Origin of the sequence: Actinomyces dentalis DSM 19115 (assembly GCF_000429225.1) — a bacterium.
Lineage (GTDB): Bacteria > Actinomycetota > Actinomycetes > Actinomycetales > Actinomycetaceae > Actinomyces > Actinomyces dentalis.
The window spans coordinates 52862-66494 of the sequence record NZ_AUBL01000019.1; the positions used below are offsets into that span (position 1 = coordinate 52862).

11 protein-coding genes and 1 pseudogene are annotated in these 13633 nt (G+C 72.6%); 8 read left to right on the top strand and 4 right to left on the bottom strand.

From position 1 onward, the window contains the following. Positions 1 to 27 precede the first annotated feature (27 nt). The 5 genes from G446_RS0105785 (at position 28) to dnaE (ending at position 6868) form a co-directional block, all read left to right on the top strand. Positions 28 to 630, top strand: coding sequence for a DivIVA domain-containing protein (locus tag G446_RS0105785; protein WP_026409445.1), 603 nt, complete (start codon positions 28 to 30; stop codon positions 628 to 630). A 119-nt stretch (positions 631 to 749) separates the two neighbouring features. Beyond that, a complete protein-coding gene (gene lspA, locus G446_RS16215) occupies positions 750 to 1583 on the top strand; it encodes a signal peptidase II (protein WP_084779025.1) in 834 nt (277 codons plus the stop codon). Further along, on the top strand, positions 1580 to 2506 hold the full coding sequence (locus tag G446_RS0105795) for an RluA family pseudouridine synthase (protein ID WP_026409446.1): 927 nt from the start codon (positions 1580 to 1582) through the stop codon (positions 2504 to 2506). Before lspA ends, G446_RS0105795 begins: the two co-directional genes overlap by 4 nt. 27 nt (positions 2507 to 2533) lie before the next feature. After that, positions 2534 to 3112, top strand: coding sequence for a GNAT family N-acetyltransferase (locus tag G446_RS0105800; protein ID WP_026409447.1), 579 nt, complete (start codon positions 2534 to 2536; stop codon positions 3110 to 3112). Positions 3113 to 3262: 150 nt separating this feature from the next. Then, complete coding sequence (gene dnaE / locus G446_RS0105805) at positions 3263 to 6868, top strand: DNA polymerase III subunit alpha (RefSeq protein ID WP_026409448.1); 3606 nt, start codon at positions 3263 to 3265, stop codon at positions 6866 to 6868. Between the two features lie 229 nt (positions 6869 to 7097). Here dnaE and G446_RS16220 read toward each other — a convergent pair whose 3' ends face one another. Continuing rightward, positions 7098 to 8123, bottom strand: coding sequence for a hypothetical protein (locus G446_RS16220; protein ID WP_051285691.1), 1026 nt, complete (start codon positions 8121 to 8123; stop codon positions 7098 to 7100). A gap of 249 nt (positions 8124 to 8372) precedes the next feature. Further along, the gene (locus G446_RS0105815) at positions 8373 to 8621 is read right to left on the bottom strand and encodes an RNA-binding S4 domain-containing protein (RefSeq protein WP_026409449.1); all 249 of its coding nucleotides are present in this window, start codon (positions 8619 to 8621) and stop codon (positions 8373 to 8375) included. 147 nt (positions 8622 to 8768) lie between these two features. Between G446_RS0105815 and G446_RS0105820 the strand changes: the two genes are divergently transcribed. Continuing rightward, positions 8769 to 11120: a right-handed parallel beta-helix repeat-containing protein gene (locus G446_RS0105820; protein ID WP_211228254.1), complete on the top strand. Its 2352-nt coding sequence runs from the start codon at positions 8769 to 8771 to the stop codon at positions 11118 to 11120. 37 nt (positions 11121 to 11157) lie between these two features. Then, the gene (locus tag G446_RS0105825; protein ID WP_211228256.1) at positions 11158 to 11487 is read left to right on the top strand and encodes a hypothetical protein; all 330 of its coding nucleotides are present in this window, start codon (positions 11158 to 11160) and stop codon (positions 11485 to 11487) included. Between the two features lie 31 nt (positions 11488 to 11518). Here G446_RS0105825 and G446_RS21305 read toward each other — a convergent pair. Then, positions 11519 to 11707 (bottom strand): annotated as a pseudogene (locus G446_RS21305) (FGGY-family carbohydrate kinase); the annotation flags it as partial. Positions 11708 to 11796: 89 nt separating this feature from the next. Continuing rightward, positions 11797 to 11967 (bottom strand): hypothetical protein, encoded by a 171-nt coding sequence (locus tag G446_RS19830; protein ID WP_156916533.1) that lies wholly within the window; start codon positions 11965 to 11967, stop codon positions 11797 to 11799. 155 nt (positions 11968 to 12122) lie between these two features. Between G446_RS19830 and G446_RS0105835 the strand changes: the two genes are divergently transcribed. After that, on the top strand, positions 12123 to 13076 hold the full coding sequence (locus G446_RS0105835) for an alpha/beta fold hydrolase (RefSeq protein ID WP_026409452.1): 954 nt from the start codon (positions 12123 to 12125) through the stop codon (positions 13074 to 13076). Positions 13077 to 13633: the final 557 nt, after the last annotated feature.

The following is a 13633-nucleotide window of genomic DNA, read 5'->3' on the forward strand; positions in this document are numbered from 1 at the left end:
TTCCGTAACGACACCGAGGTGACGAGAATGACGCTTCTGACGGCAGACGACGTCCTCAACAAGAAATTCCAGGCGACCAAGTTCCGCGAGGGCTACGAGCAGGATGAGGTCGACGAGTTCCTCGACGAGGTCGTTGAGGCCATGCGTCAGCTTGAGGCTGAGAACGCTGACCTCAAGGCCAAGCTCGAGGCCGCCAACCAGCGGGTCGCCGAGCTCGGCGAGACCGGCAGGGCCTCCGCCGTCGCCGCGCAGGAGACCGTGGTCGTCGACCGCGTCGACTCCGCTCCGATCCCGGCCATCCAGCCCGGCGGGCCGCAGGAGCCCGCCGCCGCCTCCGGCATGCTCGAACTGGCCCAGCGCCTGCACAACGAGCACGTGGCCAACGGCAAGGCGGAGGGCGAGCGCATCATCGCCGAGGCCCGCTCCACCGGCGAGCAGATCGTCCGCGAGGCCGAGGACCAGCGCAACCGCACCCTGGCCCAGCTCGAGAAGGAGCGCTCCGGCCTGGAGCACAAGATCGACGAGCTGCGCCGCTTCGAGGCGGACTACCGCACCCGCCTCAAGAGCTACCTGCACAACCTCCTCAACACCGTCGAGGACGCCTCGGAGAGCCAGGCTCCGGCTCTCTGAGCGGGTCCCGGAGCGGTCCGGAGCTCGCCGCGCCCGTTCGCGGTATCCCCCGTTGAGCATCGCGAGGGCGGCGACCCCAGCAGGGGCGCCGCCCTCGTCGTCCCCCGCTGGAAGGATCCATGCCACCCTCATCCGAGACCCACCCGCCCGCGCCGGCGGCGCCCCGCGGCCGGCGCGCCGCCGGACTCGCCCGGATCCGCCCCGGGCGCCCGAGCCTGCACATGAGCGTCCTGTGGATCGTCGCCCTGGCCGTCGTCGTCGTCGACCAGGCCGCCAAGGCCTGGGCGACGGGCGCCCTGGCCGACGGGCGCAGGATCGACGTCATGGGCGGCGCCCTCGGCTTCGTCCTGGTGCGCAACCCCGGCGCCGCCTTCTCCTTCGCCACGGGTCAGACGTGGATCTTCTCCATCGTCGCCATCGTCGTGACCGCGATCGTGGTGCGCGTGTCCAAGCGCCTGGGCTCGATGTGGTGGGCCGTGACGCTCGGGCTGGTGCTGGGCGGCGCCGTCGGCAACCTCATCGACCGGCTCGCGCGCGCGCCCGGGATCTTCCGCGGCCACGTCGTCGACTTCATCGACTACGGCGGCCTCTTCGTCGGCAATATCGCCGATATCGCGATCGTGGGCGCCGCGGTGGCCATCGTGGGCCTGTCCCTCATCGGGCTCGAGGTCGACGGCAGCCGGGCGGCCGGGGACGCCGAGGGCAGGGCGGCCGCGCGGGCGGTGCTCGACGGGCCGCCGGACCGGGGAGAACTGCCCGCGGCGCCCGGGCCCGCGGCGGCGGCCGAGCCCGCGGGGTCGCCCGGGCCCGCGGCGGCGGCCGATGGTCCCGACGACCCCGGCGGCGCCGGGCGGGCGGCGCACTGCGCGGAGGATCCCGCACCGCCCCCGGCGTCCGGCCGGACGCCCGGTTCGGCGCCCGACGAGCCCGACGGGCCGGAGCGGTGTGCATGAGCCCGAGGCTCCTGCCGGTGCCCGACGGGCTCGTCGGCGAGCGGGTCGATGTGGCCCTGGCCCGCATGACGGGCCTGTCGCGCTCCCGGGTGGGCGAGCTGTGCGGGCGCGGCGACGTCCGGCTGGGCGGCGCCGCCCTGAGCAAGTCCGAGCGCCTGCCCGAGGGGGCGGTGCTCGAGGTCGAGCTGCCGGGCCCGCGTCCGGTGCGGCCCGCGCCGACCCCGGTGGAGGGCATAGGCGTCCTGTTCGAGGACGAGGACATGATCGTCGTGGACAAGCCAGCCGGGGTGGCCGCCCACCCCTCCATGGGCTGGAACGGGCCCGACGTGCTGGGGGCCCTGGCCGCCATGCGGGTGCGGGTGGCGACCTCCGGCGCCGCGGAGCGCCAGGGCATCGTCTCGCGCCTGGACGTGGGCACCTCCGGCGCCATGGTTGTGGCCAAGGGGGAGCGGGCCTACTCGGTGCTCAAGCGGGCCTTCCGCGAGCGCGCCGTGGACAAGGTCTACCACGCCGTCGTGCAGGGGCACCTCGACCCGGCCTCGGGGACCATCGACGCCCCCATCGGCCGCCACCCGGGACGGGAGTGGAGGATGGCGGTCGTCGACGGCGGGCGCGAGTCCGTCACCCACTACGACGTCGTCGAGTCCATGCCCCTGGCCGACCTCGTGCGGGTCCGCCCCGAGACCGGCCGCACCCACCAGATCCGCGTGCACATGGCCGCCGTGGGCCATCCCTGCGCGGGGGACGGGACCTACGGGGCGGACGCGGCGCTGAGCGCGCGCACGGGCCTGGGGCGCCAGTGGCTGCACGCCCGCGAACTGGCCCTGGCCCACCCGATCACGGGGGAGTGGATGGTCTTCCGCTCCGACTACCCCGCCGATCTCGTCCGGGCCCTGGAGGTCCTGCGCACCACCCACCCCTGACGCGCGCGCCGACGCCCGAGGAGCCCCATGACCGCCCGACCCGGATTGCCCGACCTCGACATCACCCCGGCGAGGGCCGTCGTCGCGCCCGTGGGATTCGTCACCGCGCGGGGCGACGACGCCGATCCCGCGCTCGATGGGGTGCGCCGGGGGATCGCCGACGTGCGCCTGGAGGTCTTCGTCGGCGAGCAGGCGGTCCCCTTCGTCCAGGAGATCGACGCCCGCGACTTCCTGGCCACGACGATCCACGTCCTGGCCGCGGGCGCCGACGGCGCTGCGCTGGGGGCGGGCCGCCTGCTCCGCGATCCCGCCCGCCCCGACCGGGTCCACCTGGGGCGGCTCGCCGTGCGCCGGATCGCCCGCGGGACCGGGCTGGGGGCGCGGCTGGTCGCCGCCCTCGAGGACGCCGCGCTGAGGGGCGCCGACTCGGCCGCGCCCGCCCCGGGTGGCGCCGGGCTCACGGTGGTGCTGTCCGCCCAGGAGCGGGCCATGGGCTTCTACGAGCGCTGCGGCTACCGGGCGGCGGGCGGCGGGCGCTATCTCGACGCCGGCATCTGGCACCGGGACATGGCGCGGACCCTGCCCGGCGGCGTCGGCGCCCCGTAGGGCCCCGCCGCGCGCGCCGACTCCGCCCGGGAGACCCGCCGCAGTCGGCGCCCCGCAGGGCCCCGCCGTCGACCGGCCGTCCCGCGCCGCCGGAGCCGACCGGCGTCGGGCCCGACCGGCCGGGCGGCGTCGGCCCACTAGGATGGGCCCATGGCGCAGACGACCGGTCAGGAAGACGCAGCCCCGAGGGACGACTTCGTCCACCTCCACGTCCACACCGACTACTCCATGCTCGACGGCGCCGGCAAGATCAAGGACTACATCGCCGAGGCCAAGCGCCTGGGGCAGAGCGCCCTGGCCATCACCGACCACGGCTACATGTTCGGCGCCTACGAGTTCTACGCCGCCGCCACCGCCGCCGGGATCAAGCCGATCATCGGGGTGGAGGCCTACATGACGCCGGGCACCTCCCGCTTCGACAGGACCCGCGTGTTCTGGGGGGAGGAGTCCCAGAGGAGCGACGACGTCTCCGCCCGCGGCTCCTACACGCACATGACGCTGCTGTCGCGCAACGACGAGGGCCTGCACAACCTCATGCGCATGGACTCCTGGGCCTCCCTGGAGGGCCAGTGGGGCAAGGCCCCGCGCATCGACCGCGAGCTGCTCTCGCGCTACTCGGCCGGCCTCATCGGCTCCACCGGCTGCCCCTCCAGCGAGGTCCAGACGCGCCTGCGCCTGGGCCAGTGGGAGGAGGCCCGGCGCGCCGCGGGAGAGCTCCAGGACATCTTCGGGCGCGAGTTCTTCTACGTCGAGCTCATGGACCACGGCCTGGAGATCGAGCGGCGCGTCACCAGGGACCTGCTGCGCCTGGCCGACGAGCTGGGCGCGCCCCTGCTGGCCACCAACGACTCCCACTACGTGCGCCCCGAGGACCGCACCGTCCAGGACGCGATGCTGTGCATCAACTCCGGCTCGGTGCTCACCGACCCCGACCGCTTCAAGTTCGACGGCGACACCTACTACCTGCGCCCCGGCCGCGAGATGCGCGAGCTCTTCCGCGAGATGCCGGGCGCCTGCGACAACACCCTGCTCGTGGCCGAGCAGTGCGACGTCCACTTCCGCACCGTCGACGAGGGCGCCTCCTTCATGCCCGCCTTCCCCGTGCCCGAGGGCGAGACCATGGAGTCGTGGTTCGTCAGCGAGTGCTGGAGGGGCATGGAGCGGCGCTTCAACGGCGACATCCCCGCCGAGTGCCGGGCGCAGGCCGAGTACGAGATCGGCGTCATCACCCAGATGGGCTTCCCCGGCTACTTCCTGGTGGTGGCCGACTACATCAACTGGGCCAAGTCCCGCGGCATCCGCGTGGGGCCGGGCCGCGGCTCGGGCGCCGGGTCCATGGTGGCCTACGCCATGGGCATCACCGAGCTCAACCCGCTGCGCCACGGGCTCATCTTCGAGCGCTTCCTCAACCCCGAGCGCATCTCCATGCCCGATATCGACGTCGACTTCGACGAGCGCCGGCGCGACGAGGTCATCGAGTACGTGCGCCAGAAGTACGGCTCGGACAAGATCAGCCAGGTCGTCACCTACGGGGTCATCAAGGCCAAGCAGTCCCTGAAGGACTCCAGCCGCGTCATGGGCTACCCCTACGCGGTGGGCGACCGCCTCACCAAGGCCATGCCGCCCACCGTCCAGGGCAAGGACATCACCATCAAGGGCATGTTCGACCCCGCCGACAAGCGCTACGGCGAGGCCCAGGAGTTCCGCGCCCTGCACGCCGAGGACCCCGACGCGCAGAAGATCGTCGAGCTCGCCAAGGGGCTGGAGGGCATGACCCGCCAGTGGGGCGTGCACGCCTGCGCCGTCATCATGTCCAGCGCGCCCCTGATCGACATCATCCCCATGATGCAGCGCCTCCAGGACGGGGCCGTCATCACCCAGTTCGACTACCCCACCTGCGAGCACCTGGGCCTGCTCAAGATGGACTTCCTGGGGCTGCGCAACCTCACCGTCATCTCCGACGCCCTGGAGAACATCGTCGCCAACGGCAAGGAGCCGCTGGACATCGACCACGTCGAGCTGGACGACCGGGCCACCTACGAGCTGCTCTCCCGGGGGGAGACCCTGGGCGTCTTCCAGCTCGACGGCGGCGGCATGCGCACCCTGCTGCGGCTGATGAAGCCCGACAACTTCGAGGACATCTCCGCCGTCAGCGCCCTGTACCGGCCCGGGCCCATGGGCGCGGAGTCCCACACCAACTACGCCCTGCGCAAGAACGGGCTCCAGGAGATCGTCCCCATCCACCCCGAGCTCAAGGAGGCCCTCGAGCCGATCCTGGGGGCCACCTACGGCCTGATCGTCTACCAGGAGCAGGTCATGAAGATCGCCACCGACCTGGCGGGCTTCACCATGGGCAAGGCCGACGCCCTGCGCAAGGCCATGGGCAAGAAGAAGATGGACATCCTGGCCAGGATGTTCGTCGAGTTCGAGGCCGGCATGGTGGCGGGCGGCTTCTCCAAGGAGAGCGTCAAGACCCTGTGGGACGTCGTCGTCCCCTTCGCCAAGTACGCCTTCAACAAGGCCCACTCGGCGGCCTACGGCGTCGTGTCCTACTGGACGGCCTACCTCAAGACCCACTACCCGACCGAGTACATGGCGGCCCTGCTGACCTCCACCAAGGACAACAAGGACCGGCTCGCCGTCTACCTGGGCGAGTGCCGCCACATGGGCATCCGGGTCCTGCCCCCCGACGTCAACGCCTCGCGCGCCCAGTTCTCCGCCGACGGGGAGGACATCCGCTTCGGCCTGGCCGCCGTGCGCAACGTGGGGGCCAATGTCGTCGACGCCATCGTGGGGGCCCGCGAGGCCAAGGGCGCCTTCGCCAGCTTCGAGGACTTCCTCGACAAGGTGCCCGCCGTCGTGTGCAACAAGCGCACCATCGACTCCCTCATCAAGGCCGGGGCCTTCGACACCCTGGGCAAGTCGCGGCGCGCCCTGCAGGCCTGCCACGAGGACTTCGTCGACGAGATCATCGGGGTCAAGCGCAACGAGGCGGCCGGCCAGTTCGACCTGTTCGCCTCCCTCATGGACGGGGCGGGCGGTGCGGGCGGGGCCAGCGCCGACTCCCCGTTCGGCTCCGGCCCGGTCTTCTCCTCCGAGGTGCCCGACCTGCCCGAGTGGGACAAGAAGGACAAGCTCGCCTACGAGCGCGACATGCTGGGCCTGTACGTCTCCGACCACCCGCTGCTGGGGCTGGAGGGGGTGCTCGGCCGGCTCGCCGACGTCGAGATCGCCGACCTGCTCGACGACGAGGAGCGGCCCGACGGCGCCACGGTCACCGTCGCCGGCCTCATCACCTCGCTCACGCGCAAGACCACCAAGCAGGGCAACCTGTGGGCCATCGCCCAGATCGAGGACCTGGGCGGGAGCATCGAGGCCCTGTTCTTCCCGGCGACCTACCAGACGGTCTCGACGATGCTGGCCCCCGACACGGTGGTGACGGTGCGCGGGCGCCTCAACCGCCGCGACGGACAGGTGGCGCTGTACGCCCAGGAGATGACGATCCCGGACGTCTCCGGCGCCGCGCACGAGGCGGTGACCATCACCCTGCCGACCAACCGGTGCACGGGGCCGCTCGTCGAGCGGTTCAAGTCGGTGCTGGAGAAGCACCCGGGGATGAGCGCGGTGCGCCTGACCCTGACCAGTCCGGGGCGCGAGGTGCGCACCCAGCTGTCGGGCAGCCTGAGCGTGGAGGCCTCACCGGCCTTCTACTCCGACATCAAGGCCCTGCTCGGGCCGGGGTGCCTGAGGCGCTGAGGCCGGGCGTCTCCTCACCCCGGCCCCATTCCCCAGCCCCGCTCATTCCCGCCCGTCCCCCATTCCCGCGCCCCCCCCGCGCCCGCTCCTTTCGCGAACGCGCAGGTTTCCAGTCGAACGCGCGGCTGGGAGATGCGCGTTCGACTGGAAACCTGCGCGTTCGCGAACTGGGTGGGGAGTCGCGCTCTCGGGAACGGGCGGAGGGACCCGGTCTGGATGGGCGGCGAGATCAAAGCAGGTGGCGCACGCGCTGATCGCGCGCAGCGCTGTCCGGGGGGAAGAGCCCCAGCAGGCGGCTGATCAGGAGATCGGGCTGTCGCAGGTCCTTCCAGACGAGCCGGAACACCGTCCATCCCCCTCGGCGCAGGCGCAGCTCCCTCCGCTTCTCCGCTCTCAGGTCCTCGGGCGACACGTACTTCATGAAGCCGTCGAATTCGATTGCGATCCGCAACTGCGGCCACGCGAGGTCGATGTAGTACCGCCGACCCTCCTCCCGGTCCTCGTACCGGTACTGGGTGACGGGCGCGGGCAGCCCGGATGCGCGGACGACGAGTCTTGCGACGCTCTCGCCCGGAGACTCCGAGAACGGGTCGGCGATGCCGATCACGGCCCGGGCGCGTTTGACTCCGCGTCGTCGGCCCTGGCGGGCGAGCGCGCGGAGCAGTTCGGCCCGGAGCTCCTCCGGGTCTCGGGCGCGGCAGCGTCCGGTGAAGCGGTCGGGGGCGCAGAGGACCCGGAATACGGCGTCGACGACGCAGATCGACTCCGCGGGAGGAAGATCGCAGGCGCAGTCAATGGCCGTGCGCTCCAGCGTGGTGACGGGAAGACCGTTGACATGGCACACCTCGTCGTCGTGCAGGGCGATGGTGTGGCGGTGGGCGGTCGGCGCCCGACCCCGTCGTCGTCGCGCGCCGTCGCAGTAGGTGACAGCGGGCATGCGGAGGTTGGGGGCGCTGGGGCGGTTGGGCATGGCTACGGCGAGATCCGGTTCCCAGGGGCGGGTCCACAGTCCGTGAACCGCTGCCGCGGCCTCATGGGTGAGCGCGCGGGCCGAGGGCGAGATCTCGAGAAGAGCGGCGCACCGCGCGAGTGTGATCTCTCGGCGCTGCTCCAACGGGTTGTCCGAGGCGGAGGGAGCGAGGTAGACGCCGCGGGCGACTTTGACGAGTCCGTCCGTGCGGTTGCACGGGCAGGTGTCGTCGCGCGAGGCGAGTCGGAGTCTGGGGAGCGGCGGAGGGCTAAGTGCGAGGGCCATGGAGCGAGGATGCGCCGTCGGGCTCCGTGTCCGCCGGACTGGATTCGAGCCCTGTGGATGGGGTGTGCGGGACGGGCCCCTGTGGAGTCCGGCCGCCGTCGCGAACGCGCAGGTTTCCAGTCGAACGCGCGGCTGGGAGATGTGCGTTCGACTGGAAACCTGCGCGTTCGCGACCGGGGCGGGTCGGGATGGGGCCGGGCGCGACCGGGGCGGGTCGGGATGGGGCCGGGAGGTGCCGGGCGGGCGGGGTCAGGCCCCGTCGTCGACGGCGACCGCGGCGCCGGCCGCGCCGTGGGGCAGGTCCACCACGACGACGTCGCCGTCGGCCAGGCGGTGACCCCGCCGGGTCTCGACCCGGCCGTTGACGGTCACGTCCCCGGCCTGGACGGCGATGCGGGCCTGGCCGCCGTCCTCCACGAGGCCGGCGAACTTGAGGAACTGGCCGAGCTTGATCGCCCCGCGGACGCGGACCGGGCGCAGTGAGGAGGACGATGTCATGTGCGGATTGTCTCAGGTTCCATCCGACGTGCAGAATTGGCCGCAACGCGCCCGCGGGCGCGGATCGCCCCGCGGATGCGCCAGCCGCGGAGGGGCTCGCGCGCGAAGGAGGATAACGTTATGGTAACGATGAGTCCACTGCCTCCCATGGAAGGGATCATCGTGCGTCGTTCCGCCGCTCTCGTCACCGCGGCCCTCGCCCTTCTCCTGACCATTGTCGGCGGGGCGGCGGCCCTGGCCGCGCCCGCCGACGGCGTCATCCACGTGTCGGCCTCCGCCGCCTCCGGCGGGAACGGCTCGGCCGCATCCCCCTACAGCACCATTGCGCAGGCGGTCGCGGCCGCCGGCAACGGCGCCACCATCGAGGTGGCCGACGGCACCTACCGCGAGGGCGAGGTGATGGTCAACAAGAGCGTCACCATCCGGGCGGCCGCCGGCGCCAAGCCCGTGCTCTCCGGGGCCGAGGTCCCCGCGAACTGGACCGCGGGGGCGGACGGCACCTGGTCGACGTCGTCGGACATGGTGCGCTTCTGCACCGTGTGCACCACCAACCCCGACCCCTCCGTCGAGGGCATGGCCGCCCACCCCGAGCAGGTCTTCGTCGACGGCGCGCCCCTGACGCAGGTGGGCTCGCGCGCCGAGGTGGGGGCCGGCACCTTCTACGTCGAGGACCCGGACCCGGTGACGCTCGTGTCCGCGGGCAACAACCGCGCCGGCTACAACGCCAAGCCGCACCGGGGCGCCGGCTACGTCATCGGAGTCGACCCGGGCCAGCACACCGTCGAGGTCGTCCAGCACTCCCGGGCGCTGACCCTCATCGGGGACTCCACCACCCTGGACGGGCTGACGGTCGAGAAGTACTCCCCGGTCCAGCAGTGGGACTACAGCGACCCGGAGATCGGCACCAGCACCGGGGGCGTCATGGTCTTCGCCTCGGGCAAGGGCCTGCAGATCACCAACAGCACCTTCCGCTACTCCTCGGCCGGCACGGCCCTGGGCGTGTCCGACGCCACCAACGCGACCGTCTCCGGCAACCGCTTCACCGACAACGGCGGCGTGGGCACGGGGATCAACAAGTCCTCCTCGGTCGCCGTCGAGCGCAACTACTGGTCGGGCAACAACAGCGAGGGCTTCAACACGGCCAGCTGCGGCGGGTACTGCACCATCGCGGACATGAAGGTCACCCACTCCGAGGCCGTGCGCTACGCCTACAACACCGTCGACTACTCCGCCTCCGCCACCGACCACGCCACCCCGGCGTCCTGGCAGACCAACCGGCAGTCCGGCATCTGGTTCGACGAGGGCGTCATCAACTCCCAGATCCTGGCCTCCCAGTTCATCAACGTGCCCACGGCGATCTTCAACGAGGTGTCCAGCTCCAACATGATCGCCTCCAACGTCGTCCAGGGGGCCGGGACCGGCATCCTGGTGGCCGGCTCGGACCACACGCAGGTGTGGAACAACACCATCAGCCACGCGCTCACCAGCATCCGCGTCTACGAGGACACCCGCTCCAACGGCTGCAACTCGCGCTCCGCCGACGGCACCTGCGCCGTCACGGAGAACTGGTCCAAGGGCAAGGGGCTGTCCTGGGACACGGTGGACACCACCATCTACAACAACATCCTCTCCTCGGAGGAGATGCCCTCCGACGGCGACCTGTGGCGCTACTCCGCCATGCTCCAGATCACCGGCGACGCCAACACCGACGGCTCGAGCGCCCTGTACGCCAACGAGATGGTGACGGGGATCGACTACAACGTCTACTACCGCCAGCCCACCTCCAACCCCTCCACCACCGTGCTGTGGCAGTACGGCTCCGACCGGGCGACCCAGAGCGTCAACGCCTCCTCGCTGAGCGACTTCACCTCCAGCCCCAATGTGACCGTGACCGGCAGGGACGCCAACGGCCTCGACCTGCAGGGCGCCCGGGACTCCAACCCGATCGTCGTCAGGGAGCCCGCCGACCCCACCGCCTGGGGCGACTACGACCTGCGCGCCGCCGACGGCGGGCCCGCGGACGGGACGGGGGCGCCCCTGCCGCAGGACGTCGCCGACGCCCTCGGGCTGAGCGCCGGCACCGCCGTGGACCGCGGCGCCCTGGTCAATGTCGCCTGGAGCGGTGGACAGGCAGCCGCCCCCGCCGCCCCCGCCGGTGCGCAGGCCGCGGCGACGAGCAGCGCCGCTCCCGCGGCGACCGGGCAGGCCGGCGCCGCGCCGGCCACCACCGCCGCGGCGGGTGCCGTCGAACCCGCCGCCCCCGCCGCGACGGCGCCCGCCGCCGACTCCGTGGTGGCCGCTCCCGCGCCCGCGGCGGCGCAGCCCGCGGTTGCGGGGGAGCCCCGCCCCGCGGTGCAGGTCGCGGCGGCGCCGCAGCCCGAGTCCAAGACCTCGGCCACGATGCCCGCCAAGGTGGTGCGCACCGCCGCCGGCACCGGGACTGCGGCGACCATAGTGAGCCTGATCCTGGCGTTCTTCCGTGGCAGGTTCTGGGTCTGACGCGCGGCGGCGCGAGGGCCTCGTCCTCGTCGAGGGCATGCGCTACCCGGTGGGGCGGCGCATGCACACGCTCACGCCCCGCCTGGCGGAGGCGACGGCGCGCTCGCGCGCGGTCCTCATCGACGCGGCCGCCCACCGGGAGGTCGTCACCTACGGGGAGCTGTCCGAACTGATCGGCGGCCTCGTCCTTCCCCGCCACATGGGTCCGCTGCTGCACATGGTGAGCCACGACTGCGCCGCGCGCGGGGAGCCGGACCTGCCCGCCCTGGTCGTGTCCGCCTCCACCGGCGAGGTCGGCACGCCCGACGGCTCCTGGGCGCCCCCGCAGCGCCTGGCCTGCTGGGAGCGCTGGGGGCGCCGGGGCTGAGGGCGTCGGCGAACTGGGAGAAGACCTCCACCCAGGCGTTGAGGTCGGAGGTGCAGTTGTTGGCGTGGGCCATGGCCACCGGCGCGCCCGACGGGGTGGCCACCAGGTCGATCTCCTCGATGAGGCTGCGCAGCGGCGCCTCCAGCACGATCATGGCGAAGGCGGAGGTGCCGGCGGAGACGTTGCCGGTGCGCGGGCGCACCGAGTCGGTGGCGACCATGCCGGTGCCGGTGTCGCCCTCGGGCGGGCGCAGCGGGATGCCGGGCCGCAGGGCGCCCGTCGGGTCGAGCGGGGCCGCGCCGGACTCGGTCAGGCGCCCGTGGTCATCAGTTCGACGCCGTGGGCGGCGCGCAGGTCCTTCGCCAGGGCGGCGTGGGCAGCGCCGATCAACGGGGTCCGCCGGCGGCGCCGATCGGCGGGCCGCCGGCCCCGACGGCGGCGGTGGTCCCCGGGGCGGGCGGCTGCGCGCTCGAAACCCATGGCAGTGAAGCGGAGGGGTGTTTGTGAACGCTCACTACGCGACTTGCGGCAACTCGCCCCTCCCGCACTGCGCCCCGGCTACCCTCGGAGGATCGCCGACCCGCCGGACCCGGCGGGCGCCGTCGTCCATTCATCACCTGACAGAGAGGTCAGCCATGGCACTGCACGAGGTCCCCTTCGCCTCCGCCAACGGCCGCGACGAGATCCAGGCCTGGATCCACGTCCCCGCCGCCGCCCCGCGCGGCGCCGTCCAGATCATCCACGGCCTGGGGGAGCACTCCCGCCGCTACATCCACCTCATCACGGCCCTGCTCGACGCCGGATTCGTCGTCGCCGCCGACGACCACGCCGGCCACGGCCGCACCGCCATGAGGAGCGGGGTGTGGCAGGACGCCGGCGAGGACGGGGCGCGCGTCGTCGTCCAGGACGAGCAGACCCTGCGCGAGACGGTCGCCGAGCGCTTCCCGGGCCTGCCCCACATCGTCTTCGGCCACTCCTGGGGCTCCATGATCGCCCGGGTCCTGACTCGCTCCCACCCCGACGGACTCGCAGGCCTGGCCCTGTGCGGGGTGGCGGCGCGGATGAAGGGCCTGGAGAACCCCGCCCTGGCCCGGGCCCTGGACGGGGCCATCGCCGAGCGCGGCGGCGAGGCCCTCGACGACACCGGCATCTCCGCCGCCATGTTCGACGGCGCCCTGGACCGCTACGACGACGTGCGCGGGCCCACCGACTGGGTCGCCCTGGAGCGGGCCGTCGTCGCCGACCACGCGGCCGACCCCTTCAACAACTTCGGCGCCCCCATGAGCCTGCGCTTCGCCCGGAGCTTCTGCGAGCTCTACGATCTGGCCAACGCCGAGGACTGGATGGCGCCCCTGCCCGCGGACCTGCCCGTGCTCATCCTCGCCGGGGACCAGGACCCGGTCGCTGGCTTCGGCGAGGGCGCCTACCGCGTGGCCAACGGCCTGTGGGACGCCGGCCTGCGCGACATCCGCACCCGCGTGTACACCGGCGTGCGCCACGAGGTCCACAACGAGCCCGCCACCCGCGCCGACGTCGAGGCCGAGATCATCGCCTTCGCCGCCCACTGCGCCGGGGCCGGGCGCGGCTGACGGGCGTGTGACGGGCGGGGCCGGCCGCGGCCGAGGGGCGGGGCCGGCCTCTTCCTCGTCGAGACGTGCATTTCGCACTCGAGAACGACGGTTGGAACTGCACTTTCGAATGCGAAGTGCACGTCTCGACGTCAGGGGCGCCGGGGATGTCGGCACCGCGGTCCGCGAGATCGCCGGGTAACCCGCGAGCACGTCACTTAATCCGCGAGCACGTACCTCTAGCAGACGTTCTCGCGGGTTAACCTCGATCTTTCATCGTCTGGTTGGGTGGGGTTGGGCGGCGTCGTTGCCGGTGCTGCGGGGTTGATTGTGGCATGGGGGTGCGGTGGTTCGCCGCGCGTGGTGGGGCGCGGTGGTCGGTGGTGCTCGGGGGCGGGGCGGCCGGCCTCCGGGGGGCAGGGGGCGTCCTCAGGGGCGGGGGCCGGGGTCAGGGTGCGGGCAGGGTCTGGAGGCGTTCGATGCCTTGGAGGAGGAGATGGGTCCAGGGGTGGTCGGCCCTGTAGCGGATGAGGGTGCGGCGGGCGTGGCGGGCGATGGTGGCGGGGATGTGCATCAGT

What these genes read in the sequence shown, in the direction of transcription:
- G446_RS19830 (WP_156916533.1), bottom strand. Translation starts at nt 11,967, where the DNA reads ATGGGTTTCGAGCGCGCAGCCGCCCGCCCCGGGGACCACCGCCGCCGT.
- G446_RS0105785 (WP_026409445.1), top strand. Translation starts at nt 28, where the DNA reads ATGACGCTTCTGACGGCAGACGACGTCCTCAACAAGAAATTCCAGGCG.
- G446_RS0105815 (WP_026409449.1), bottom strand. Translation starts at nt 8,621, where the DNA reads ATGACATCGTCCTCCTCACTGCGCCCGGTCCGCGTCCGCGGGGCGATC.
- G446_RS0105820 (WP_211228254.1), top strand. Translation starts at nt 8,769, where the DNA reads ATGGAAGGGATCATCGTGCGTCGTTCCGCCGCTCTCGTCACCGCGGCC.
- lspA (WP_084779025.1), top strand. Translation starts at nt 750, where the DNA reads ATGCCACCCTCATCCGAGACCCACCCGCCCGCGCCGGCGGCGCCCCGC.
- G446_RS0105795 (WP_026409446.1), top strand. Translation starts at nt 1,580, where the DNA reads ATGAGCCCGAGGCTCCTGCCGGTGCCCGACGGGCTCGTCGGCGAGCGG.
- G446_RS16220 (WP_051285691.1), bottom strand. Translation starts at nt 8,123, where the DNA reads ATGGCCCTCGCACTTAGCCCTCCGCCGCTCCCCAGACTCCGACTCGCC.
- G446_RS0105835 (WP_026409452.1), top strand. Translation starts at nt 12,123, where the DNA reads ATGGCACTGCACGAGGTCCCCTTCGCCTCCGCCAACGGCCGCGACGAG.
- G446_RS0105800 (WP_026409447.1), top strand. Translation starts at nt 2,534, where the DNA reads ATGACCGCCCGACCCGGATTGCCCGACCTCGACATCACCCCGGCGAGG.
- dnaE (WP_026409448.1), top strand. Translation starts at nt 3,263, where the DNA reads ATGGCGCAGACGACCGGTCAGGAAGACGCAGCCCCGAGGGACGACTTC.
- G446_RS0105825 (WP_211228256.1), top strand. Translation starts at nt 11,158, where the DNA reads ATGCGCTACCCGGTGGGGCGGCGCATGCACACGCTCACGCCCCGCCTG.